At 36.9% G+C, this 23,431-nt stretch carries 26 protein-coding genes and 1 other annotated feature; of the genes, 15 read left to right on the top strand and 11 right to left on the bottom strand.

The window, feature by feature from the left end; translation table 11 throughout:
- Positions 1-66: 66 nt before the first annotated feature.
- The 6 genes from OZX59_RS06390 (at position 67) to OZX59_RS06365 (ending at position 3,335) form a co-directional block, all read left to right on the top strand.
- Positions 67-339 (top strand): DUF2087 domain-containing protein, encoded by a 273-nt coding sequence (locus tag OZX59_RS06390; RefSeq protein ID WP_277125356.1) that lies wholly within the window; start codon positions 67-69, stop codon positions 337-339.
- Positions 340-424: 85 nt separating this feature from the next.
- On the top strand, positions 425-1,138 hold the full coding sequence (locus OZX59_RS06385; protein ID WP_277125354.1) for a glucosamine-6-phosphate deaminase: 714 nt from the start codon (positions 425-427) through the stop codon (positions 1,136-1,138).
- A 136-nt stretch (positions 1,139-1,274) separates the two neighbouring features.
- Positions 1,275-1,829: an alkaline shock response membrane anchor protein AmaP gene (gene amaP / locus OZX59_RS06380; RefSeq protein ID WP_277125352.1), complete on the top strand. Its 555-nt coding sequence runs from the start codon at positions 1,275-1,277 to the stop codon at positions 1,827-1,829.
- Positions 1,830-1,839: 10 nt separating this feature from the next.
- On the top strand, positions 1,840-2,019 hold the full coding sequence (locus OZX59_RS06375) for a DUF2273 domain-containing protein (RefSeq protein WP_277125350.1): 180 nt from the start codon (positions 1,840-1,842) through the stop codon (positions 2,017-2,019).
- 24 nt (positions 2,020-2,043) lie between these two features.
- On the top strand, positions 2,044-2,553 hold the full coding sequence (locus tag OZX59_RS06370) for an Asp23/Gls24 family envelope stress response protein (RefSeq protein WP_277125348.1): 510 nt from the start codon (positions 2,044-2,046) through the stop codon (positions 2,551-2,553).
- Positions 2,554-2,711: 158 nt separating this feature from the next.
- Positions 2,712-3,335, top strand: a complete 624-nt coding sequence (locus tag OZX59_RS06365) for a helix-turn-helix domain-containing protein (RefSeq protein ID WP_277125346.1) — start codon at positions 2,712-2,714, stop codon at positions 3,333-3,335.
- A 44-nt stretch (positions 3,336-3,379) separates the two neighbouring features.
- Here OZX59_RS06365 and OZX59_RS06360 read toward each other — a convergent pair whose 3' ends face one another.
- Positions 3,380-3,904: an adenylylsulfate kinase gene (locus OZX59_RS06360; protein WP_277125345.1), complete on the bottom strand. Its 525-nt coding sequence runs from the start codon at positions 3,902-3,904 to the stop codon at positions 3,380-3,382.
- A gap of 134 nt (positions 3,905-4,038) precedes the next feature.
- On the opposite strand from OZX59_RS06360, the gene OZX59_RS06355 reads away from it, so the two are divergent.
- The 6 genes from OZX59_RS06355 to OZX59_RS06330 all read left to right on the top strand — a co-directional run bounded on the left by OZX59_RS06355 (position 4,039) and on the right by OZX59_RS06330 (position 8,925).
- Complete coding sequence (locus OZX59_RS06355) at positions 4,039-4,659, top strand: hypothetical protein (protein WP_277125343.1); 621 nt, start codon at positions 4,039-4,041, stop codon at positions 4,657-4,659.
- A 212-nt stretch (positions 4,660-4,871) separates the two neighbouring features.
- Positions 4,872-5,519 carry a deoxynucleoside kinase gene (locus OZX59_RS06350; RefSeq protein WP_277125341.1) on the top strand — a complete coding sequence of 216 codons (648 nt, stop codon included), beginning with the start codon at positions 4,872-4,874 and terminating at the stop codon, positions 5,517-5,519.
- 13 nt (positions 5,520-5,532) lie between these two features.
- Positions 5,533-6,219 (top strand): deoxynucleoside kinase, encoded by a 687-nt coding sequence (locus tag OZX59_RS06345; RefSeq protein ID WP_277125339.1) that lies wholly within the window; start codon positions 5,533-5,535, stop codon positions 6,217-6,219.
- 89 nt (positions 6,220-6,308) lie between these two features.
- Positions 6,309-6,542, top strand: a binding site (T-box leader).
- 224 nt (positions 6,543-6,766) lie between these two features.
- Positions 6,767-7,408 carry an amino acid ABC transporter permease gene (locus OZX59_RS06340; RefSeq protein WP_277125337.1) on the top strand — a complete coding sequence of 214 codons (642 nt, stop codon included), beginning with the start codon at positions 6,767-6,769 and terminating at the stop codon, positions 7,406-7,408.
- A 14-nt stretch (positions 7,409-7,422) separates the two neighbouring features.
- Entirely contained in the window at positions 7,423-8,076 is a 654-nt protein-coding gene (locus OZX59_RS06335; RefSeq protein ID WP_277125335.1) for an amino acid ABC transporter ATP-binding protein, read from the top strand.
- Positions 8,077-8,925, top strand: a complete 849-nt coding sequence (locus OZX59_RS06330) for an amino acid ABC transporter substrate-binding protein (RefSeq protein ID WP_277125333.1) — start codon at positions 8,077-8,079, stop codon at positions 8,923-8,925.
- On the opposite strand, the gene OZX59_RS06325 is transcribed toward OZX59_RS06330, so the two are convergent.
- Positions 8,922-9,713 (bottom strand): Cof-type HAD-IIB family hydrolase, encoded by a 792-nt coding sequence (locus tag OZX59_RS06325; protein ID WP_277125331.1) that lies wholly within the window; start codon positions 9,711-9,713, stop codon positions 8,922-8,924. The two genes, OZX59_RS06330 and OZX59_RS06325, sit on opposite strands and share 4 nt — an antisense overlap.
- A gap of 224 nt (positions 9,714-9,937) precedes the next feature.
- On the opposite strand from OZX59_RS06325, the gene OZX59_RS06320 reads away from it, so the two are divergent.
- The 3 genes from OZX59_RS06320 to OZX59_RS06310 all read left to right on the top strand — a co-directional run bounded on the left by OZX59_RS06320 (position 9,938) and on the right by OZX59_RS06310 (position 13,474).
- Positions 9,938-11,245 (top strand): NCS2 family permease, encoded by a 1,308-nt coding sequence (locus tag OZX59_RS06320; RefSeq protein ID WP_277125329.1) that lies wholly within the window; start codon positions 9,938-9,940, stop codon positions 11,243-11,245.
- A 170-nt stretch (positions 11,246-11,415) separates the two neighbouring features.
- A complete protein-coding gene (locus OZX59_RS06315; RefSeq protein ID WP_277125327.1) occupies positions 11,416-12,726 on the top strand; it encodes an NCS2 family permease in 1,311 nt (436 codons plus the stop codon).
- 82 nt (positions 12,727-12,808) lie between these two features.
- Complete coding sequence (locus tag OZX59_RS06310; RefSeq protein WP_277125325.1) at positions 12,809-13,474, top strand: type II CAAX endopeptidase family protein; 666 nt, start codon at positions 12,809-12,811, stop codon at positions 13,472-13,474.
- A gap of 106 nt (positions 13,475-13,580) precedes the next feature.
- Here OZX59_RS06310 and OZX59_RS06305 read toward each other — a convergent pair whose 3' ends face one another.
- From OZX59_RS06305 to rpmH, 9 genes are all read right to left on the bottom strand, one after another.
- Positions 13,581-14,321 (bottom strand): CPBP family intramembrane glutamic endopeptidase, encoded by a 741-nt coding sequence (locus OZX59_RS06305; RefSeq protein ID WP_277125324.1) that lies wholly within the window; start codon positions 14,319-14,321, stop codon positions 13,581-13,583.
- Positions 14,322-14,360: 39 nt separating this feature from the next.
- Positions 14,361-14,552 carry an immunity protein gene (locus tag OZX59_RS06300; protein ID WP_277125322.1) on the bottom strand — a complete coding sequence of 64 codons (192 nt, stop codon included), beginning with the start codon at positions 14,550-14,552 and terminating at the stop codon, positions 14,361-14,363.
- A gap of 284 nt (positions 14,553-14,836) precedes the next feature.
- Positions 14,837-16,222 carry an NADP-dependent phosphogluconate dehydrogenase gene (gene gndA / locus OZX59_RS06295; RefSeq protein WP_277125320.1) on the bottom strand — a complete coding sequence of 462 codons (1,386 nt, stop codon included), beginning with the start codon at positions 16,220-16,222 and terminating at the stop codon, positions 14,837-14,839.
- Between the two features lie 105 nt (positions 16,223-16,327).
- Positions 16,328-18,136, bottom strand: a complete 1,809-nt coding sequence (gene spxB, locus OZX59_RS06290) for a pyruvate oxidase (protein WP_277125318.1) — start codon at positions 18,134-18,136, stop codon at positions 16,328-16,330.
- Positions 18,137-18,410: 274 nt separating this feature from the next.
- Positions 18,411-20,309, bottom strand: a complete 1,899-nt coding sequence (gene mnmG / locus OZX59_RS06285; protein ID WP_277125316.1) for a tRNA uridine-5-carboxymethylaminomethyl(34) synthesis enzyme MnmG — start codon at positions 20,307-20,309, stop codon at positions 18,411-18,413.
- A gap of 9 nt (positions 20,310-20,318) precedes the next feature.
- Positions 20,319-21,704, bottom strand: coding sequence for a tRNA uridine-5-carboxymethylaminomethyl(34) synthesis GTPase MnmE (gene mnmE, locus OZX59_RS06280; protein ID WP_277125314.1), 1,386 nt, complete (start codon positions 21,702-21,704; stop codon positions 20,319-20,321).
- 114 nt (positions 21,705-21,818) lie between these two features.
- A complete protein-coding gene (locus tag OZX59_RS06275) occupies positions 21,819-22,685 on the bottom strand; it encodes a membrane protein insertase YidC (RefSeq protein WP_277125312.1) in 867 nt (288 codons plus the stop codon).
- Between the two features lies 1 nt (position 22,686).
- A complete protein-coding gene (rnpA, locus tag OZX59_RS06270) occupies positions 22,687-23,055 on the bottom strand; it encodes a ribonuclease P protein component (protein ID WP_277125311.1) in 369 nt (122 codons plus the stop codon).
- 57 nt (positions 23,056-23,112) lie between these two features.
- Positions 23,113-23,253 (bottom strand): 50S ribosomal protein L34, encoded by a 141-nt coding sequence (gene rpmH, locus OZX59_RS06265; protein WP_003549412.1) that lies wholly within the window; start codon positions 23,251-23,253, stop codon positions 23,113-23,115.
- Positions 23,254-23,431 lie beyond the last annotated feature (178 nt).

Genomic DNA, 23,431 nt, shown 5'->3' with positions numbered 1-23,431 from the left:
TGATTGCGCTTTTTTATTTTACCAAATTGTGCTATGCTGCATTAAATTAAGAAAGGACATATTATTATGAATGAGCAAGAGCAAAACATTATTAGTCGCTACTTAGATAATGATGGTTTCGTCAAAACATGGCCAGGTAAAGCCAAAAAGCGGGAATTAATCTTAAAATACTTAGCTAGCAAATTTACACCTGGTCAAAAATATTCAGAACCAGAGGTCAATCTGTTACTGCGGCAGTACATTGATGATTATGTTACCAGACGGCGCGACTTAGTTGAAAGCAACTTATTACAACGAACTGATGACGGCCGTGTTTATTGGGTTGATTCAAAAAATTAAATTTCTTTTTCTGCAACAATTGCTAGTTGACAAATTGGCATATACCAATTTATAATAAAATTAACAATTACAAGGAGGAGAATTTATGAAAATTATCACTACTAAGGACGCAGCTGCTGGCGGTGTTCAAGCATTTAAAGTTTTTGAAGCAGGTATCAATAACGGTGCCAAAGTATTAGGATTAGCTACTGGCTCTACGCCATTGTCACTCTATCAAGAATTGGTTAACAGTGATTTAGATACCAGTAACTTAACCAGTGTTAATTTGGATGAGTATGTTGGTCTAACACCTGATAATGATCAAAGTTACCACTACTTCATGCAGAAACACTTATTTGACCAAAAACCGTTCAAAAAAACTTATGTCCCTGATGGTATTAAGGCCGCTAGCGACCCAGAAGGTGCCTCAGCTGATTACGATCAAATTATTAAAGAAAACCCGATTGATATTCAACTTTTAGGTATCGGACAAAACGGACATATCGCTTTCAACGAACCTGGGACTGCTTTTGATTCTGTCACTCATGAAGTTAAGTTAACTGATAACACGATTCAAGCCAATTCCCGTTTCTTCAACGATATTACTGAAGTACCTACTTCTGCAATCTGCATGGGTATCGCCAACATTATGTCAGCTAAGAAGATCGTATTGATGGCCTTTGGTGCAAACAAAGCTGATGCTGTTAAGCAAATGATTGAAGGGCCAGTTACTGAAGAAGTACCGGCTTCAATTTTACAAAAACATAATGACGTAACAGTCATTGTTGATGAAGCAGCAGCCAGCAAATTAAATAATTAATTAAAAGATGCAGTAATGCATCTTTTTTTGTTATAAAGTGTATCAACTAAAAAGCATATACTTATTAGCGCATATTATTAGACTGTTAAAATAGTCCGTATTAGAATCAAGATAAAGGTTGAAAGGATGTGATAAATTGAAACGAAGTAAAAAATGGTTATTGATTGTAGGTTCAATTCTACTATTGCCACCTCCAATCTACCTTTTGTGGGCAACAAGTCCAGTTTGGCAAAAGTACTTGCAGCTTAGCCTGCCCCACTTAGGAAAACTTGATCCAATATTTGCTTGGTATCTAATCGGTATTAGCGCACTTGTGCTAGTGATTTTAATTATTGGCATAATTGTTCTACTATTTTGGCCAACTCAGAGAAACTTTAATTTGATCCATAAGCGATCCGGTCAAGTTAAAGTTACAAGTAAGGCAATCAACGGCTACGTTTTGAATTCTTTAGCAGATGTTCCTTATCTAAGCAACGCTAAAGTCGAATCACGATTGACCAAACGTCACGTTAAGATTAAAGTCAGCGGTGATTTAGGTGCAGGTGAAGATATTGCTAATCTACTCAACAATTATCTTGAGCAGCTAAAAGGTAACCTAAAGCAACTATTAGGTATTGAGCAAAAGCCAAAAATTAAGATTAATTTTACCAATTATCACAATTCAGAAAAGCCTGAAAAGCGCGTTCAGTAAGGAGGTAGAGATGAAAGAAATTTTGCAAAAATACCTCCCAGAAATAAGCGGTGCAGTTATCGGGATATTATTAGCACTTTGCTTTTTAGGACTGGGATTCTTCAAAACTATTTTTGTAATTGTCATGCTAGTATGTGGCGGTCTCATTGGTCATTACTGGCCAATTCTAAAAAAGTTACAAAATAAATAACTATTCGAAAGGAGTTTTTTTACAATGGCACAAACAAATCCAAAGCAAACAGTTAAAGGCGATCTAAAATATGATTCTAAGGTAGTTCAAAAAATAGTTGGTATTGCCCTTTCAGATATCAAAGGCTTGCTAACTGTCGACGGTGGTTTCTTCTCCAATTTAACTGATAAAATCGTCAACAATGATGATGTTACCTCTGGTGTAAACGTCGAAGTTGGTAAAACGCAAGTAGCAGTTGACATTGATATTGTCGCTGAATACGGTGTACAAATCACTAAGTTGTATGATGAAATTAAAGAAAAAATCTACAATAAAATTAAAGACATGACTGGCCTTGAAACAGTTGAAGTTAACGTAACTGTCGTTGACATCAAGACTAAAAAACAACATGAAAAAGATTCAGTTAGTCTGCAGGATCGTCTCTCAGGAGCAACTAAGACTGCCGAAGACAAGATTGATGATCAAAAAGAAAAACTTGACCAGAAGCAAAAAGAAAATAAAGAACAAAAAGCTGAACAACAAAGAGTTAAATAATTTGCTTATTAAATTACCAAAAAGGTGTGGTGCCGATGTACCACATCTTTTTTATTTCCTGGGAAATATTTCCTTTAACTAGCAATAATGCAAGGAATCTCTGCTTATTTTAATTCCCAAACTATTCATAATTAATAGTAATTCGGGAGGAATAAACAATGAAATTTGGTGAGCACTTAAAACAAGCGCGAATTGCTAAGAACTTAACTCAAACAGAAGTCGCAAAATATTTCTTTGTGAGCAGACAAACGATTTCTAGCTGGGAAAATGAAAAGACCTATCCCGACATAGAGAGTCTTATCAAGTTAAGTAATTACTATCAAATCTCACTTGATACATTATTAAAGGAGGATACAGGAATGCGTGAATATTTAGAGAAAAAAGATGTTGCAAAAGAATTGAAAGTAATTTCAAAAGATTTAAACTGGGCACTAGTCATGATTTTGGTGATTCTTTTTGCCGATATATTTGGTATTATAAATTTACATGGTCTCTCAGTACCATTATGGATAGTTGAATGTTTAATTGAAATTATAAATAACCACATTAGAAAATTTAATCATGAAAAATCTTTAGGAATAGAATATAAGGCACGTGAGTTTGCAAATAAACATAAATGGGTCCCTTATCTTATTTTTATAATCCCTATGCTAATCGTAGCAATAGTTGAACTGGCAAAAGAACCTAAAACTGAATATCTTGATACGATAATTGCCTATGTAGTAGTTATCTCAAGTTTTGTTTGGCTTTTTCATTTAATTAGTAAACACATCAAAAACTGAATTTTTAATATATCAACAAGTTTTGTTCCATGTAAAACATTAGCTTATTCGATTAATTTTTTAACTTGAGCTACTTCTTCAGCAATTGAAGCTGTACCATCTAAAATCAAATCAGCACTTTGCGCTACATACCTTTGATTATCAACAAAATATGGTCTTGCCTGAGATAAATATGTCTTTGCCCAGTTAATTATTTCTTGAGCACTGCTCGACTGCTCATCTCGAATTAATTGACGTGCAAAAGCAATATCAAGTGGTGTATTCAAATAAACTACCCAATCAATATATGGCCTTAACTCTTGATGACAATATCCAAAAGGAAAGTCAAGTAAAATTAGTGGAATTTGGTGATAACTCTGCTTAAAATCAAGCATTAACTCACTGATATCATATTGATTAATTGCTTTTTTTAGTGGTGTCTTAATGCTTGGAGTAGTACTTAATTGATCAATGTCATAGTCATCAAAAGATAGCACCTTACTCTCTAAATATATTTGTTTTAAAGCGGTAATCAAACTAGTCTTTCCGCTTGCTGCGATACCACTAACTACCAATACTTTGGTTTCCAATTCAAGCACTTCCCTTCATCTAGATTCTACCATATCGTTATAAAAGTTTTACTTTTATATTGTCAATGCCAAACCTTATAAGTTATAATTAAAGCATAAAATAGCTACTGTTTATAATGTAGAAAGGGAATATTATGAAAAAAACGGTTAAACTTTTAGGCTTAGTTGTTGCTGCAATGGGACTAACTAGTAGTGTGTTTACAGCTGATGTTAGTGCAAAGAAAGCTAAGACTAGCCAAGTTTCAAAGAAAAAGCAGGATAAAAAATATGGTATCAGCAAGTCCTTCAAATTTAGTAAAGATTTACAAGGTAAATGGTATAGCAATAACAATTTAACTCCTGAGCCATTGAATATCCATAAGTCTTCATTAGTCCTACCTGCTACTGGTAAAACAGCCAAAGTAGCAGTGATTGGTAAAGTTAAAGGCACTAAAAAGTACCCATGGCAAATGAGTAAGAGTTGGAAGAATAAACATGCTAAGACCTTTAAGAACGTCAAGCGTGGTACTACCAAAACAATTAACGGCGTTAAATGGACTATCTTGAGCTCACCAACCGAAAAGTCAACTGCTGACGGTGACGCGTATGCTGTTCGCAACGAAAAAGTTGATGATCAAACCATCAAAGTGGTTTTCGAAGCTGATCCAACAACAGGCAAGGTTTATAATCAATACTTCACCACTAAAGACTTAGCTGATAAGTATCAATCGACTAAATTTGCTGATATGACATACACAGAAGTTAACTGGCGGTAACTCATCGGTTTCACGTGTAACATTAGCAAAAGCATCAAGTCTAAACTTGATGCTTTTTATTGTGAAGCTGATAACTTGGATATTTTCTTCACTGTATTATACAAAATCACTTGACAAATTGTGAATTCTTAAAATTAACTTTTTCCTTGTTTACCACTACATCTCGTATTAAACTAAATAAGAGTCTACATGTTGTATTTTTAAGAAAGAACGTGATTCAAGTTATTGTTTTAAGTGGGCCAATTGGAGCCGGTAAATCCAGTTTAACCAGTATTCTAGCTGAGCATTTAGGGACACAAGCGTTTTATGAAGGCGTGGATAACAATCCCGTTTTACCTTTGTATTATCAAGATATGAAGCGATATACTTTTTTACTTAATATCTACTTGCTGAACCATCGGTTAGCGCAGATTAATCAAGCCGTACAGGATAAAAACAGCGTCTCAGATCGGTCAATCTATGAAGACGCGCTCTTTTTCAAGATGAATGCAGAAAATAAAGTTGCTGATCCAACCGAATTTAAGATTTATGACAGCTTACTCGAGAACATGATGGAAGATGTTCCTGGCAAGCCAAGTAAAAAGCCTGATCTACTTATTTACATTCATGTTTCGCTTGAAACAATGCTCAAACGGATTGAGAAGCGTGGTCGATCATTTGAACAAATTAGTACTGATCCCAGTTTAAAAGACTATTATGAGCGTTTAATTCGGTATTATGAGCCTTGGTATGAAGAATATGATGCTTCACCAAAAATTAAAATTGATGGCGATAAATATGACTTTATCGTTGATGAAGACGCCAAAAAAGCAGTTTTAAGCGAAATTGATAATAAATTACGCGAACTAGGAAATTTATAAAAGAAGGAACGTGATGACTGTTATTGTTTTAAGCGGGCCAATTGGAGCCGGTAAATCCAGTTTAACCAGTATTTTAGCTAATTATTTAGGAACTAAACCATTTTATGAAAGCGTTGATGACAATCCTGTCTTGCCGCTATTTTATGCCGATCCTAAAAAGTATGCCTTTTTGCTGCAAGTATTTTTCTTAAATACTCGCTTCCGCAGCATTAAAGATGCTCTAACAGAAGATAACAATGTCTTAGATCGATCCATCTATGAAGATGCTCTATTCTTCCAAATGAATGCCGATATCGGACGTGCAACCAAAGAAGAGGTCGACACATATTATGAGTTGCTCAATAATATGATGGGCGAACTCGATCATATGCCAAAAGAAAACCCCGACCTACTTGTCCATATTAACGTTTCATACGAAACTATGCTCAAGCGAATTGAAAAACGCGGCCGTCCTTATGAGCAGTTGAGTTATGATGCTACTCTTGAGGATTATTACAAACGGCTTTTGCGTTATTATAAGCCTTGGTACGAAAAATATGACTATTCACCGAAGATGGAAATTGATGGCGATCAACTTGACTTTATGACCGACGAAGATGATCGTCAAGTCGTTTTAGATCAAATTGTGGCTAAACTCAAGGAAGTTGGCAAGTTACCTGATTCTTGGGACAAATCAACTAGGGTCAAACTTACGGAATAACTAGAAGTGCTATCTTAACGATAGCTTTTTTAGTAATAAAAAATAAATACTTGACTTCTTGGTGTAAGTGACTATAATTAAAATAAATTTAAAAGGTTATGAGCAGACTAGTAATGTTATGGACTTGTTTAGAGAGTGTCAGTTGCTGTAAAGACACCAAGTACCAACATGAATCACACCTGCGAACCGTTTTTCTGAATCAGTAAGAAATTCCGGTAGTTCCGTTATCACTTCCAGTTTAATAGTAATTATTAAACTGCTCGAGGTTGCTTATGTGAGTAAGCAACGAAGTTGAGGTGGAACCGCGTTAAGTCGTCCTCTTAGACACTATGTCTAAGATGGCGGCTTTTTTTACTTACTATTATTAGGAAATTCCGGTAGTCCCGTTATCGCTCCAATTCGAATATCACCATTTTTATGGCAATATTCGAACTGGTTGAGGTTATTTACGTGAGTAAATAACAAATTGAGGTGGAACAACGTCAAAGCGTCCTCTTAAGCTATCTAGCTTAAGAGGACGCTTTTTATTTATCACAAGGAGAAAGTTATGGACTATATCGTTTCAATCATGCCTTCATTACTCTCAGGTGCCAAAATGACCCTGTCCCTGTTTTGTTGGACTCTAATTATTTCTATCCCACTAGGAATAGTTATCAGCTTAGGCCTGCTCTCCCATTTTAAGCCTTTGCGGCTGATACTTAAATTTTACGTATGGATCATGCGGGGTACACCACTATTATTGCAGCTAATTTTTATTTTCTATGGCTTGCCAATCATGGGTATCATCTTTCAACGTTATGATGCGGCACTGTTTGCCTTTATCCTTAATTATGCTGCTTACTTTGCCGAAATCTTTCGCGGCGGTTTTCAAGCAATTCCCACTGGTCAATATGAAAGCGCCCGTGTCTTACGTTTATCAAAGCTGCAAACACTGCAACATATCATTATCCCCCAAGTAGTCAAAATCGTAATCCCATCAATTGGTAATGAAATCATTAATTTAGTTAAGGACACTTCACTAGTTTACGTAATTGGGCTTGGCGATCTGCTGCGTGCTGGGAACGTGGCAACTGCAAGAGATGTTACCTTAATTCCGTTAGTACTAGTTGGAATAATTTATTTATTCATGACTGGAATTGCATCATACCTACTAAAAAAATTGGAACAGAGCTTCAGTAAATGGAACTAAGGGGGAGTGAAAATATGTTAGAACTTAAAAATATTACTAAAAATTTTGGTAAAAAAATCATTCTAAACCAGCTTAATTTGACGATTACTAATGGTCAAATTTTAGCCATTGTTGGACCGTCTGGTGCTGGCAAAACTACTTTACTGCGCTGCCTTAGCGGACTTGAGCCAATTAATAGCGGTCAATTTTTATGGGACGGCAAGACGTTTAATCCTGCAAATCCAGCTGATAGCAAGCAAATTATCGGAGTTGTTTTTCAAGATTATCAATTATTCCCTAACCTAACGGTACTGGAAAATATTACTTTGGCTCCCACACTAGTTTTAAAAGAAGACCAGGCAACAGCAAAAGGCCAAGCGACCAAACTATTGCAAAAGCTTAATTTAATTGGTAAAAACAACTTATATCCGTCACAACTTTCTGGAGGTCAACAGCAACGAGTTGCTATTGCACGAGCTCTAGCTATGAAACCCCAAATTCTCTGTTATGATGAACCTACCTCTGCACTTGATCCTGCATTACGCGGAACAGTCGCCGAGATTATTTTAAACTTGCAAAAAGAAGAGCAAATGACCCAAATCATAGTGACTCATGATCTGGACTTTGCTCAGGAAGTCGCCGATAAAATTTTTACAGTCGAGGCTCTCGACCAAAAGGGGGTAAAATAATTGAAACGTAAAAATCTCTTTACCCTATTAATCCTAATCATTACAGCTGTAACTCTTACTGGCTGCAGTGATGTTTCTGTTGGCAAGCGTGCTAATCAAGCCGACAATTGGAGTCGCTTAAAAAAACGCGGTTACGTTACAATCGGCGTTGATGATACCTTTGTACCTATGGGGTTTCGGCAGAAAAACGGCAAGCTAGTTGGCTATGACATTGACCTGGCTAAGGCTGTATTTAAATTATATGGTCTCAAGGTCAGTTTTCAAACAATCGACTGGTCAATGAATACCACTGAATTAAAAAATGGTACTATTGACCTTATCTGGAATGGCTTTACTAAGACTCCCGCTCGTAAAGCTAAAGTCGCATTCAGTAAGACTTATCTATATTCAGAACAAGTTCTGGTTTCCCTACGCAAAAACAAAATTAAAACTTATACTGATATGACCAATAAAACCCTAGGTGCGCAAACCGGTTCGTCTGGCTATAATGACATTATGGCGCAGCCAAAAGTGCTTAAAAATCGTATTAAAGACCATGATCCCGTGTTATATGACTCATTCACCAATGCCTTTATTGATCTTAACGCGGGCCGTATTCAAGGGCTATTAATTGATAGTTCATATTCTGACTATTATATTGCTCGTCAAAAAGATCCCAACAACTTTATTTCCGTTAAGGGAGCCTTTCCCAAAGACGCTTTTGGCGTCGGTATGCGCAAAAGTGATCATACGCTTCAACGTAAAATCAATGCGGGACTTGATAAGCTAGCCAAAAATGGAACTCTAGCCAAGATTAATCGTAAGTGGTTTGGTAACAATGCCAATTCTCCTCTTTTGCCAAATAACTAAAACTTTGCCAAAGTAGCGGCAATGCCATCATGATTATTATCTAAGGTGGTAGTCTGAAACTTCTCTTTTAAATCAGCTGGTGCATTAGCCATCAAAACTGGATGTCCCACTGTTTCCAACATAGTTTCATCATTATAATTGTCCCCAAAAGCCCAGCAATTCATTAATTCTACTTGTAAACTCTCAGCCATTATTTCGACTCCACGCCCTTTAGAGACTTCCTTAATCATTACTTCAAGTAAATTAGGCGCCGACTTAACGATATATAAATCAGGATAACGGGATGCTAGGTCTGCTTGTACCTCATCTAAGCGCTGTGGAGCTCCCATTAACAAGACTTTATGGACACCTTGCAAATCTTTTAATTGCTCAAGCGAGGTTGCAGTAGCCTTTAAGCCAACAATTTGCTCTTCTTGTTCAACTAAAGAACGATTATTTCCTGGGGAATAATACCAGTCATAGCCACTATAAACGTTCCAAGCAATTCCATTATCCTTTTTTTCGACATATTGGCAAATTTCTAATGCTTTAGCTGCTGTCATAAATTGGGAATTCAGTGCTTGCCCCATTTCATCTAGCACTAACGCGCCATTATAAGCAATCAGTGGGCATACCTTAGTAACCTGACCAGCTGCAGTCATTATTGCTTGCGGCATTCTCCCAGATACCGGAATGAATACATTGCCGTTAATAATCTGTTTACGTAAAGCATCACGGGTCTTAGGCGTTACTTTTAAAGCTGAATTGAGTAGCGTGCCGTCAATATCCGAAAAGATCAATCTATTCATTTTTTCTCCTTAACAAGTCTACTGCTTTTACTCTTAAAGCTATTTTAACGACTAGCTTGGTTAGTAGTCAATGTGCAGCGTAATTTCTGGTAATGCAGATGCTGTTTTATAAGCGAATGCTTCTCTCTATAATTCGGATTTGCATTTATTTTTTGTCGTGATAAACTATAATAGTTGTAAATTTATTTTAAAAACACGAACATTAAATTTCTGGGAGAAATAAAATGAACTTTATTAAGAGCTATTTTCAACTCGATAAATATAAAACTAGTATTAAAGTGGAATTTTTAGCTGGCTTAACTACATTTATCAGTATGTCCTATATCCTTTTCGTTAATCCAAGTGTCTTGGGAGCGAGTGGCATGGATAAAGGCGCCGTTTTCACTTCTACTGCCCTAGCCAGCGCTCTAGGTACAGCCATCATGGGGATCGTTGCCAATTATCCGATTGGTGAAGCACCAGCTTTAGGAATTAATGCTTTTTTCGCTTACACGGTTTGCGTTGGTATGCATGTTTCATGGGAAACAGCATTAGCAGCTGTCTTCGTGGCTTCAATCATTTTTGTCTTGATCACATTGTTTAAATTACGAGAAAAAATCATCAACGCTATTCCAGCTGACTTGAAATTTGCCATTTCTTCCGGAATCGGGCTGTTTATCGCCTTTTTAGGTTTACAAGATGGCGGGCTAATTGTCGCTAATAAATCAACTTTGGTTGGCTTAGGTTCTTTACATGATCCAGCTGTTTGGATTACCATTTTTGGTTTACTAATCACAGTTATTTTAATGATCATGAACGTCCCTGGTGCTATTTTTATCGGCATGGTTTTAGCGGCCATTTTCGGAATTGTTACCGGTCAAATTGCTTTGCCAACTAAAATCGTTTCTTTGGCACCAAGTATTGCTCCTACTTTTGGTCAAGCTGTTTTTCACGTTAAAGATATCAATACCTTACAAATGTGGGTAGTTGTCTTAACTTTCCTATTAGTTACCTTTTTCGATACAGCTGGAACTTTAATCGGTCTAGCTCAACAAGCTGGCTTTATGAAAGATAACAAAATGCCTCGAGTTGGTAAAGCCTTAGCATCAGATTCTACCGCCATGATGGCTGGATCAATTCTTGGTACTTCCCCAGTTGGTGCCTTTGTAGAATCAAGTGCTGGAATTGCCGTTGGTGGTAGAACTGGCTTAACCGCAGTTTTTGTGGCCATTTTCTTCTTAATCTCAATGGTATTTAGTCCATTGATTGGATTATTCACAACTCACGTAACTGCACCTGCCTTAATCATTGTCGGCGTTTTAATGGCTCAAAATACGGCTCATATTCATTGGGATAAAATGGAAATTGCCGTACCAGCTTTTCTGATTTTAATTGGTATGCCTCTGACTTATTCAATCTCTGATGGATTAGCATTAGGTATGATTACCTATCCAATTTGTATGCTGGCTGCCAAACGTGGAAAAGAAGTCACACCAATGATGTGGATTCTCTTTGTCGTCTTTATCTTCTTCCTTTGGGTTTTAAATTTCTAAAAGATTAATTATTAACAAAAGCAAGGTCAGCCAAAGCCTTGCTTTTTGTTTATCCTTCTTTAAGAATATTTCCTAGGAAATATTTTCCAACTAAGATATGGCAATTAACTAGGTTTTAGTTATATACTAAATAAGTTAACTTTTGTATTTTTATTATTTTTGGAGGAAAAATGTCGACACTAGATAAAGTCTTTCATTTAAACGATGCTCATACCACTGTCAAACGTGAATTAATCGCTGCATTAACCACTTTTGTCAGCCTCTCCTACATCCTTTTTGTTAACCCGAACATTTTGCACGCAGCTGGTATTGATAAAGGAGCAGCATTTACGGTTACAGCCGTTTCAATTGCAATTGGCTGTTTCCTCATGGGATTTATTGCGAATTACCCGGTCGCGCTAGCTCCAACACTTGGCAGCGCAGCTTTCTTTGCCTATAACGTCTGCGGCGGTATGCATATAAATTGGCAAACTGCTTTAGCGGCTGTGCTAGTTGCCTCAGTATTATTTATTTTAATTACGGTATTAAAATTACGAGAAAAAGTTGTGGATGCTATTCCCCAGGATCTTAAATATGCTATTTCTGCTGGAATTGGGTTATTTATCGCCTTTATTGGTTTGCAAAACGGTAAATTAATCGTCAATAGTGATTCAAACTTAGTTGCTTTAGGTAAGTTTAATACACCAGCCGTCTGGATCACTTTATTTGGCCTAGTGCTAACTGTTATCTTAATGGCAATGAATATCCCTGGTTCAATTTTCATTGGCATGGTAGTAACAGCTATCTTTGGCATTGTGATTGGGCAAATTCCTTTGCCTAGTCAAATCATTTCCATGCCTCCTAGTATTACTCCAACCTTTGGACAAGCGGTTTTCCATCTAAAAGATATTAACACACCGCAATTATTCATCGTAGTACTAACCTTTTTATTAGTAACCTTTTTCGACACTGCCGGCACATTAATTGGAATGACGGAACAAGCAGGCATGGTCGACCAAAATGGTAAGATACCACGCATTGGTCACGCCTTTTTATCAGATTCGCTAGCAATGGTGGAAGGGGCAGTTCTTGGGACCGCACCACTGGGAACTTCAGTTGAATCAAGCGCTGGAATCGCGATGGGTGGACGCACCGGCCTAACTGCTGTCTTTATTGGTATCTTCTTTTTGATTAGCATGATTTTTAGTCCTTTATTAGCAGTAATCCCAACTACGGTTACCGCACCGGCTCTGATTATTGTTGGAGTATTAATGGCTGGCAACTTAAAGAAAATTAACTGGGATAAGTTTGAAATTGCCTTACCTGCTTTCTTAACCGTTGTTGGTATGCCGCTCACTTACAGTATTTCTAACGGCTTAGCACTAGGTATGATTGCCTACCCCATTACGATGATTGCTGCTAAGCAACCTAAAAAGGTCTCGCCGATGATGTATGTCCTATTAGTAGTTTTCATTATTTTCTTTTTAGTAACCAATATGTAATCTAAGAAAATCGCTGAAATGGCGGTTTTTTGTATGAGTTTTATATATTTCAAAAGTATAAAAAAGTACAGAGGAAATCATTATGGCTAACCTGATTAAGCAATTACTAAAACTAATATGCAAATTAATTATATTTGGCTTGCTTTTTATTCTTATTCAAATTCCAACTCTAGGAGAAGCTTTTTTACCTGGAGAAACTCCAACTAAGTTTAATTTCTTATTACATATAGGTATTACTTTATTCTCCACAATAATTATATTATGGTTTGTCACTATCTTTTATCATTCTTTAAATCATAAACCAATCTTTTCAAAAACCAACTTGGTAAAGAATTATAGTTTTGCTGCCTGCTTAGCCATGCTATCGCAAGTTCTGCAATCTTACATAGCTCTAATAAGTAAAACTAATGACAATGATACAGAATTATTCATGATTTCAAAATCTAGACTAGCTCCCATTTTAATGGTGACATTAATCTTTATATCTCCTCTTTTAGAAGAGTTGTTGTGGCAAGGAGCCCTACAAGGAGGAATCCTAAAAAGCTTTAATCCATTTTTTACAATATTAATCACTGGCTTATTGTTTGCGCTCGCACATGGATATTCTTTTTCCTACGATACATTACAACTTTTTTGCTCTGGCTTAGCATACGCGATAACTTATTATCATACAGGCGATTGGGGAACAGCTATTTTCTGTCACGGTTTATCGAACTTTATCGTATATTCTATTAATTTTATTTTTTGATTTTTTGCAATACCTTATCTTAATTACTGGTAAAAACATTCACTTTATATGAATTAATTCATGCTACATATTACATTACTTTTTACCGCATGATACTTTAACCATGCTACTTATGTATTCTATCTTTATTAATAAATAGCTTTAATTGAATGAAAGAAATAAAACTACATATCATTGCTATCGCAAGAACTAAAATATACATAAATTTTAATTGCGAGCTTGACAATGCAATAGCTGGTGATTGAACATTATTTAAGACTGGTAAGTCATTCACAAAGTGAAATACTATAGGAAGACTCAAGTTCTTAGTAGTTAAATATAAAGCACCTGACAACATTCCAGCAGAAAAGACTAGGATCATTTGTAAAAAGACCATTTCAACAGGTGCATGCTCTATATTTACAATATGACTAAATGCAAATCCAACGCTACTTATCAATAATGAAGCAAAATATTTATAAGAGGTATATTGTAAAGACAAGGGTAATACTATGCCACGAAACAATATTTCTTCTGCTAATGCTATAAACAAAGTAGTTATTAATACAAATATATCTGCTTTGTTATCAAATATCGCTTTAATATTTTTTGTCAACAGTAAAAAAGCTACTGTAGGAATACATAATAATATTTGAGTGAATATATGATTAAATGATATCACATTCAATTTTACATTAAAAAATTGCTTATTCGAAATAAATAATATAACTATTATAAGTGCATCACAACATACTTGATAATACTTACTAGGAATAATAAAATATAAAATTGATGGAAACAAAAGCATAACTATTGGAACTAATAAGATTAAAAGTACTATGCTAACGAAGGTGTGCCTTTTATTCATAAATCCCCCTTAAGTAGTTTTTCAGTTGGCAACATTGATTTAATAGCCGTTCAGTATTAATCTAATGCCTATTCCTAAAAACACAATTCCTAGAAAAGTGCCACTCCACAGTGCTAGAGGTAGAAATCGTGATGTAGTACCAACCTTTTTAACTGCCTTAAATGCACCATAAACTGTATAAAATTCCCAAATGCTAAGTAATACTACTACAATTCCAGTAAATCGTTCCATTGTATTTTCTCTATCTTTGTAACCGATTACTTAAAACTTAATGCTATATTATATCGACTATTTGGATTTGTCAATAATTGCTTTTAGCTGCCAGAATGGTATGATTCATATATTTCTTTACCTACATAGATTTTGAAATAAAACCCAATGCCCAACAACAAAATAGACTATCTTAGCTCTAAATCAAAAGGGTTAAATAGTCTATTTCTGTATTTATTGTTGACAAATTGCCGCCTTATGCAGCTTTTTGTAAGAGTTTTATTTGTGTTACACGTGTAACATACTTATTTTTCTTCATACCATTCAGTGTGGAAGATGCCTTCACGGTCATTACGATAATAGGTATGGGCACCAAAGTAATCCCGTTGACCTTGAATTAAGTTAGCAGGTAAGCTTGGATTAAAAATTGATTCCAGGTAATTCAAAGCTGCACTCAAAGTTGGAGTTGGAATACCAGCTTTAGTAGCTAATTCAATTACTGCTCGCAGGGCTGGCAGATTTTTTTGCATTAAGCCTTTAAAGTAAGCATCTTGAAATAAATTGTCTAACTGCTTCCCATCAGCAAAGGCATTCTCAATATCTTCTAGCATTGACGAGCGAATAATACAGCCAGCTTCCCAATCCTGAGCAATAGCTGGATACCGTAAGTCCCAATGATAAGCATCAGCTGCCATTTTCAATTGTTGGAATCCTTGCGCATACGCTACTGCTTGCCCTAATTGCAAAGCTTTACCCAGATTATCAATTAAACCATTTGGTACTTCACCATTCCAAGTGATTTCTTGACCTTCACGCGTTGTTGCTTTGGACATAAATCTGGCCAAGACAGCTTCAGCGATTACGCTAATTGGTGCACCTAGATGAACACCATCTTCTAACATCCAATTACCGGTACCCTTGTAAGAAGCAACATTTAAGATATGATCAATCACGTCATCAGCTGTTAAGTCATCTTTTTGCTTCAAAACTTCACTAGTAATTTCACTTAGATAAGCCTGAACTAACCCTTGATTCCAATCAGCAAAGATCTTCGACATTTCCGCATTACTTTTACCCGCTACTTTACGTAACAGATCATATACTTCAGAAAATTCTTGCATAATACCATATTCAATCCCATTATGCACCATTTTGACATAATGACCACTACCTTCAGGACCAATAAAACTAACACATGGCCGACCTTGTGGCGTTTTAGCAGCGATTGCTTCTAAGATTGGTGCAACTTCACGGTAGGCTGCTTCATCTCCTCCTGGCATCAACGCAGGACCGTTTAATGCTCCTTCTTCACCACCTGACACGCCCATTCCAATGAAATGAATCCCATGTGCTTCCATTTCATGAAAGCGTCTGTTAGTATCATGAAAATTAGAGTTCCCACCGTCTAGAATGATATCACCTTTATCAAGTAAAGGTAGTAATTTCTGTAAAGTCTCATCAACCGGTTTACCGGCTGCAATTTGAATTAAAATTTTCCGTGGTTTTTCAAGTGAATTAACAAACTCTGCTAAAGAATAAGTCGGTAATAACTTTTCATCTTGATATTCTGCAAAAGCATCAACTTCTGGCTTATCAATACTATAACCAGAAACAGAAAAACCACTGTTTCGTACATTCAAGGCCAAGTTTTTGCCCATGACAGATAAGCCAATAACTCCAAATTGTTGCATCTTTAATCCTCCATATCAAATATTGTCTCTTAAATATTATACTTGTAAGACAGAAAAAAAGCGAAACTTTCAATAAGTTTCGCTTTTTATTTTACTAATATTAAATTAGTGTTCTGAAGCGCCAGAAGTAGTATCTGGTTCTTCTTCTGGTTCAGGCTCAGCTTCTTCTTCTGAAGCGCCTGAAGCAGTATCATCAACTACACCATATTTTTCAGCAAAGTAGCTAAATGGCTTCAAGTCTTCTGCTTGATACTTCTTAACGAATTCTGGATCATCAAGAGTGTTCAATTCAGTTGAGTATGGCATTTCGTGAGTCAACTTAACGTCGATTAACATCGGGCCATCCATTTGCTTGAATTCCTTAACTGCGTCTTCGAATTCCTTCTTAGTACGAGCAGTTACACTCTTAACGTTCATACCTTCACCAACTTTAGCCCAGTCGTTATCTGGCATGATAACACCTGACAATGGTTGGTGTGATTGGTCAACTTGTTCAGCTTCAATGAAGCCCAAAGTTTCGTTAGTGAAGACAACGTTAAGTACATGCATGTTGTAACGAGCTTGAGTTAACAATTCTTGACTCATCATGGCAAAACCACCATCACCGCCAAGGTTCCAAACTTCACGCTCTGGATGAGTAGTAGCAGCAGCAAGTGAAGCTGGAGTACCAAATCCCATAGTTGCGTACAAGCCTGAAGTTGCCCAAGTTTGTTCATCATGCAAGTTAACTAAACGTTGGAAGTTAATGTTAATGTTACCAACATCAATAGCAAACATTGCATCATCATCAGCGTATTTATTGATTACGTCAAAGATTGGCTCTGGACGAACTGGCATTTGATCTGAATCAACAAAGCTTTCTTGCCATTCATCCCAGTTTTGACGGTCTGCAAGAGCAGCCTTGTAAAGTGGTGATTCTTCACGGTCTTCACCAGCATCAATCATCGCTTGCAAAGTCTTAGCACCATCAGCCAGAATCGGTACATCAACTGCATGACGTTTACCCAATTTTTCAGAATCAACATCAATTTGAATAACCTTAGCCTTTGGATTAAAGAAGAAGACTGAGAATGGAGAGTTGTTACCTACCCAAACTACCAAGTCAGCGTGCGTTTGGATATCATCACTGGCCTTAGGAGCAACACGACCAATTGAGCCCATGTATGCAGGGAATTTATCTTCAACAACACCCTTAGCAATAACTGATGAAAGTAGTGGAGTCTTGAACTTGTTAGCAAAGGCCTTCAAAACATCGCCATGACCCTTAACACCAACACCGTAGTAGACAACCGGATTCTTAGCTTCTTTAAGCAATTTAACAGCTGCATCAACTGATTCTTTCTTAGGTGCAGCGTAGTTAGGAATTGCTTGCAATGAATCATAAGTTACACGGAAGTTGTCATTAATCTTGTCCCAACCAAAGTCTTTAGGCAAGATCAAAACAGCTGGACCCTTCTTAGCGTATGCTTGACGAAGAGCTTCATCCATCATCCCTGGAATTTGATCTGCTGTCTTAACTTGATGGTTCCAAACAGCAACAGCATCAAACCATGGCTTTTCATCAAAAGCTTGGAAGAAATCGATGTCTTGACGACTAGTAGGAACGTTGGCAACAATCGCTACCATTGGAACCTTGTCGTACTTAGCATCGTACAAACCATTCATCAAGTGAACGGCACCAGGACCTGCAGAACCGAAACATACACCAGCATTACCAGTGAACTTGTATTCAGCAGCTGCGGCTAAAGCGCCAGCTTCCTCATGACGAACTTCAATATATTTTAACTTACCCTTAAAGTTGTGGATAGCGTTCATTGTTGAGTCGAATGAACCACCCGGAAAACCATAAATATGATCAATATGCCAGTCAAGCAAAACTTGAAGCATAGCATCTGAGCCATTAATTTTTGTCATCTTAAGTGCATCTCCTTAAATAATGTTTACTTACATACTGTATTAAAACATATAATTTCACAATTTCAAGTAACTAAAATTTGTTAATCGTGCAATATGTAAGCGCTTTGTAAAGATATTAGCTTCACAATATTGAGCAGCTATGATAACGCTTATACGTGATAGCAATATTCTCACTTGTGATTACTTGATCATTTATTGGATTTTTGTGTATTTTTTAAATAATTAATTTAGCTAAAATATTTTTCGCCTTTTTCAAAATTTTAGACTAATTTTAATCTTTTATTTTTTCATAATGACCATTTTGAACATAGACACTTAAAATTGCTAAATCTGCTGGATTAACTCCAGAAATTCGTTCTGCCTGAGCTAAAGTCTCCGGTCTGATTTTTTCAAATTTTTGTCTAGCTTCTGTTGCCAGCCCATTAATTGCCTGATAATCAAGGTCTGCTGGAATCTTCTTGGCTTCTTGACGATGAAGTCGATCGATTTGTTGCTGTTCTTTTTTAATATAACCAGCATATTTAACATTAATTTCAATCTGTTCTTTAACATAGCGATCACTAGAAATACTAGTTCCACTTAGTTGCTCAATATCCGGTATCGTAACCCGTGGTCTACGCAGAAAAGCATCTGCTTTAAGTCCTGCCTTAAGCTCATCTTCACCAATTCCTTGTAAATACTCCTGCACCTCTTTAGTTGGATGAATCGTAATTGATTCAAGCACACGTTTAGCTTGAGTAATCTGCGCTTTCTTAGCAGTAAATTTGGAGTAGCGTTCTTCAGAAATTAACCCCAGTTGATAGCCATAGTCAGTTAAGCGCAAGTCGGCGTTGTCATGACGCAATATTAACCGATACTCAGCCCGCGAGGTTAATAATCGATATGGCTCTTCAGTTCCCTTAGTAACTAAGTCATCGATTAAAACGCCAATATAAGCCTCATCCCGACCTAAGGTAAAACCAGCTTTACCAGCCGCACGCAAGGCTGCATTAATACCTGCAATTAAGCCTTGACCAGCTGCTTCTTCGTACCCTGAAGTACCATTCATCTGTCCAGCAGTGAACAAATTCCTAATGTTTTTAGTTTCTAAAGTATGCTTCAATTGCCAAGGATCAACCACATCGTATTCAATCGCATAACCAGGTCGCATTAGCTCCGCATCTTCAAGTCCAGCAATCGAATGTAACATTTTGAGCTGAATTTCCTCAGGCATTGAAGTCGAAAAGTCACCAACATAAACTTCATTAGTATCCTTACCTTCTGGTTCCAAGAAGATTTGGTGACGTGATTTATCAGCAAACCGAACTACTTTAGTTTCAATTGAAGGACAGTATCTAGGACCTACACCCTTAATTTGACCTGAAAACATTGGTGATCGTGTCAAATTTTCGTTGATAATCTGATGGGTCTTCTGGTTAGTATAGGTCATCCAACATGAGACCTGCTCTGTGAGATAATCTTCATCCCTACTAGTAAAAGAGAAATGTCGTGGTTCCTCATCCCCCGGTTCTTCTTCGGTTTTTGAATAATCGATTGTGTTACCGTTGACTCTGGGAGGCGTCCCTGTCTTAAAGCGACGCAATTTAAATCCTAAATCTTCAAGGTTTTCTGATAATTTTATTGCCGGAATTGTGTTATTCGGTCCAGATGAATAATTCAACTCGCCAATATAAATTCTACCTCGTGCTGAAGTTCCTGTAGTTAAAACCACACTTTTAGCTAGATAACTAGCACCAGTGTTGGTAACCACACCTTGACAAACGCCATCTTTAACTAATAACTTATCAACTGTCGCTTGGCGCAAAGTTAAATGTGGCGTATTTTCGATTACACTCTTCATTTGCTGATGATACTGCCACTTATCTGCTTGGGCCCGCAATGCACGTACAGCCGGACCTTTACCCGTATTTAACATGCGCATCTGAATATAAGTTGCATCGATATTTTTCCCCATTTGACCGCCTAAAGCATCAATTTCGCGTACAACGGTCCCTTTAGCTGGACCACCAACAGAAGGGTTACATGGCATAAAGGCCACCATATCCAAACTAATGGTTAACAGCAAAGTATTTTGTCCCATCTTGGCACTAGCAAGAGCTGCTTCACAACCCGCATGTCCTGCACCAACTACGATTACATCATAGTCATTCGAAGAATAATTCTTAATCATCCGTCTCTCCTATTTACCTAAACAAAATTGGCTAAATAACTCGTTGACTAATTCATCAGGGCTACTTTCACCCGTAATTTCACCTAAGGTATCCCAAGCGCCATTCAGATCAATCTGTACAATGTCAACTGGCACCTCATCATTAACCGCCATGATTACATCCTCAAGCTGCTTTTTGGCTTTTTGCAATAATCCGACTTGTCGCTGATTAGTCACTAATACTTCATCATTAGAATTTTCGATTCCATTAAAAAATAACTGCTTAATTGCGTCTTCAAGCTGTGTCAAATTCTGCTCTTGCAAAATTGAAGTGGCAATAACTTCGCTAGCTGTTGTTGTCTCAAGCTCTTCCTTATTTAGCTGCTGACCTAAATCAGTTTTATTGAGAATAATAATCCGTTTCTTATTAGCTGTTGCTGCAATTAGTTCTTGATCAGCTGGAGTTAAATTATGACTAGCATCAAGCAATAATAAAACTAAATCTGCCTGATCTAGCGCCTTTTTCGATCGTTCAACGCCAATTTTTTCTACCTTATTATCAGTTTGCCGAATTCCAGCAGTATCGATTAATTTAAGAGGAACACCCTTCACTGAAACATACTCTTCCAACGTATCACGCGTAGTCCCAGCAACATCAGTAACAATTGCCTTATCACTTTTAGTTAAATAATTAAGCAAAGACGACTTTCCCACGTTAGGTTGCCCAATAATTGCTGTAGCTAAGCCGTTGCGCAAGGCAGTTCCTTCACTAGCAGTCGTTAATAACCGTTCTATTTTAGCAATAACTGATTTAGATACACCAGCCATTTGCTTAGCTGTAATCGTATCAGCATCATATTCTGGATAATCAATATTAACTTCAACATTAGCTAAAGTATCCAAAATTTCTTGCCGCATTGCTTGAATCTTGGTCAATAAGCCACCCTCAAGTTGCTTTTCTGCTACTTCACGTGCCTTATCAGTTTTGGCCCGCACAATATCCATCACACTTTCGGCTTGCGTTAGATCAATGCGTCCATTCATAAAAGCCCGTTTAGTAAATTCACCCGCGTCAGCCATTCTAGCGCCATGACCCAGTAGTAATTGTAAAATGCGATTAGTCACTACAATCCCACCATGACAATTAATCTCAACTATATCTTCGCGAGTAAAAGTTTTTGGTGCACGCATTACCGACACCATGACCTCATCAATCACTTGCTTAGTTTCAGGATCAATAATATGCCCATAATTAATCGTGTGACTTGGTACCTTTATTAAATTCTTACCTTTAAAGATTTGATTAACAATTGGTACTGCAGCCTCACCTGACAACCGCACAATCGAGATACCGCCCTCTCCAATTGGAGTTGAGATAGCAGCAATCGTATCGAATTCAGTTAAAGTCTGAACCATGATTTTCTCCTTTTAATAAAACTCAATCAAAAAAGCGCATTATAACACCACGAATAATTCGTGATGTATAAAGCACTTTGACTACTTTATCTAAAAATCACTTTAGATTAATATTTACTTTTTGCGTTTTAACCGTTTATATGTTTTACGCAGCTTACGCTTGCGTTCGCGTTCTTTTTCGGCCTTAGCTTCTTGTTCTTTACGATATTTAATCGGATTTTGCAGAATGAATGTCTGAATCAACTGGAACAAATTAGAAATTACCCAATATAAAATAATTGCTGATTGGAAGTAAATTCCCATTACCCCAACCATAATTGACATACCATATGTCATAAATTTAGTAGATAAGTTCTTGGATTGTTGCGGCGTAGACATTTGACTGATGTAAGTCGATAAGAAAGTTAACACCATCGACAAAATCGGCATAATAAAGTAAGGATCTGGTTTACCTAAATCCATCCATAAGAAGTGTCCAGTTTGCAGCTGTGGTGTTCGCCAAATTGCACCATATAAAGCATACATAACTGGTAGTTGAATAATCAGCGGCAAACAACCAGCATACGGATTAATACCCGCTTCCTTATACAGCTTATTGGTCTCTTCAGACAATAAAGTTCGCGATTCAGTATCACTACCAGGATATTTTTTCCGTAATGCATCTAGTTCAGGCTGAACGCTCTGCATTTTCGTAGTACTCTTAATCGACATGGCACTAAGCGGATATAGCAGCAGACGTACAATTACCGTAAAGACAATAATTGCCCAGCCATAACTATTCCCCATAATCTTAGCCAGCCACAGCAAGAAAGAGGACATATAATAAATAACCCAGCGATCCCACCAATTACCACTTGTATGTGAAATCGGCGTTGGCTTAGCAGCCGTATTACTACATCCAGTCAAGACAACAGCTACTGCTACTACGGCAAGCACTGCCAGTAAACGTTTGACATTCTTTTTAGTTAAAATGTCCTTCACACTAATCTTCCTCATTTTCACTAGGTATTTCTTCAATAATGTTGGCCAAATAAAGTACATGCAATAAATGTTTTTGTACATCAGCCTTCTTAAAATTACGTGCATACGGTCTAGCAATTACCAAAAAGTCGATTTTTGGTTCAATTGCAGTCTTATTTTCACTAATAACTGCCCGTATATAACGCTTGAGTCGATTACGAACAACAGCAGTATGAGCGACCTTTTTACCAACAGAAATCCCGACTCTAAAATGCTGGTTTTCCGTTCTATCTATTTGATAGATCACAAAAGCCCGATTAGCAACTGAATTACCGGCTTTAAAAACCCGCTGAAAATCATTTTCTGTTTTAACTCGATAGGACTTTCTCAAAACGCTTCATTCCAATTCCACTATTGAATACTAAAAAAACCACTGGGATTCAGTGGTTTAAGCAGATAAGACTTTTCTACCTTTTGCACGGCGTCTAGCTAAAACCTTGCGGCCATTAGATGTGCTCATCCGTTTCATAAAGCCGTGAACGCGTGAACGGTGACGCTTTTTAGGTTGGTAAGTTCTCTTAGTTGTCATTAAACTACACCTCCAATTTGTGTAATTACACAATTTAGTATTAAGGATAGCATGATTACGAATAAAAACCAAGTCTAAATATTAAATAAATCTATTACAACTTGGATTTTCACTGTAAAAATTTTATTACTTGTGCAAATTTCACCTAACTAATTTATCCACAAAATCAAAATACACA

It is taken from the genome of Lactobacillus sp. ESL0681 (assembly GCF_029392835.1).
Taxonomy (GTDB): Bacteria; Bacillota; Bacilli; order Lactobacillales; family Lactobacillaceae; genus Lactobacillus.
The sequence above is the reverse complement of the archived record's forward strand: the minus strand, read 5'-3'. Positions and strand labels throughout refer to the sequence as shown.

Excerpts from the sequence above, each read along its gene's own strand:
- OZX59_RS06345 (WP_277125339.1), top strand. The coding sequence starts at position 5,533 with ATGACTGTTATTGTTTTAAGCGGGCCAATTGGAGCCGGTAAATCCAGT.
- OZX59_RS06315 (WP_277125327.1), top strand. The coding sequence starts at position 11,416 with ATGTCGACACTAGATAAAGTCTTTCATTTAAACGATGCTCATACCACT.
- OZX59_RS06355 (WP_277125343.1), top strand. The coding sequence starts at position 4,039 with ATGAAAAAAACGGTTAAACTTTTAGGCTTAGTTGTTGCTGCAATGGGA.
- mnmE (WP_277125314.1), bottom strand. The coding sequence starts at position 21,704 with ATGGTTCAGACTTTAACTGAATTCGATACGATTGCTGCTATCTCAACT.
- OZX59_RS06335 (WP_277125335.1), top strand. The coding sequence starts at position 7,423 with ATGTTAGAACTTAAAAATATTACTAAAAATTTTGGTAAAAAAATCATT.
- gndA (WP_277125320.1), bottom strand. The coding sequence starts at position 16,222 with ATGCAACAATTTGGAGTTATTGGCTTATCTGTCATGGGCAAAAACTTG.
- OZX59_RS06385 (WP_277125354.1), top strand. The coding sequence starts at position 425 with ATGAAAATTATCACTACTAAGGACGCAGCTGCTGGCGGTGTTCAAGCA.
- OZX59_RS06300 (WP_277125322.1), bottom strand. The coding sequence starts at position 14,552 with ATGGAACGATTTACTGGAATTGTAGTAGTATTACTTAGCATTTGGGAA.
- OZX59_RS06320 (WP_277125329.1), top strand. The coding sequence starts at position 9,938 with ATGAACTTTATTAAGAGCTATTTTCAACTCGATAAATATAAAACTAGT.
- OZX59_RS06365 (WP_277125346.1), top strand. The coding sequence starts at position 2,712 with ATGAAATTTGGTGAGCACTTAAAACAAGCGCGAATTGCTAAGAACTTA.
- OZX59_RS06340 (WP_277125337.1), top strand. The coding sequence starts at position 6,767 with ATGGACTATATCGTTTCAATCATGCCTTCATTACTCTCAGGTGCCAAA.
- spxB (WP_277125318.1), bottom strand. The coding sequence starts at position 18,136 with ATGACAAAAATTAATGGCTCAGATGCTATGCTTCAAGTTTTGCTTGAC.
- OZX59_RS06375 (WP_277125350.1), top strand. The coding sequence starts at position 1,840 with ATGAAAGAAATTTTGCAAAAATACCTCCCAGAAATAAGCGGTGCAGTT.
- OZX59_RS06370 (WP_277125348.1), top strand. The coding sequence starts at position 2,044 with ATGGCACAAACAAATCCAAAGCAAACAGTTAAAGGCGATCTAAAATAT.
- OZX59_RS06305 (WP_277125324.1), bottom strand. The coding sequence starts at position 14,321 with ATGAATAAAAGGCACACCTTCGTTAGCATAGTACTTTTAATCTTATTA.
- OZX59_RS06325 (WP_277125331.1), bottom strand. The coding sequence starts at position 9,713 with ATGAATAGATTGATCTTTTCGGATATTGACGGCACGCTACTCAATTCA.
- rpmH (WP_003549412.1), bottom strand. The coding sequence starts at position 23,253 with ATGACAACTAAGAGAACTTACCAACCTAAAAAGCGTCACCGTTCACGC.
- OZX59_RS06390 (WP_277125356.1), top strand. The coding sequence starts at position 67 with ATGAATGAGCAAGAGCAAAACATTATTAGTCGCTACTTAGATAATGAT.
- OZX59_RS06310 (WP_277125325.1), top strand. The coding sequence starts at position 12,809 with ATGGCTAACCTGATTAAGCAATTACTAAAACTAATATGCAAATTAATT.
- mnmG (WP_277125316.1), bottom strand. The coding sequence starts at position 20,309 with ATGATTAAGAATTATTCTTCGAATGACTATGATGTAATCGTAGTTGGT.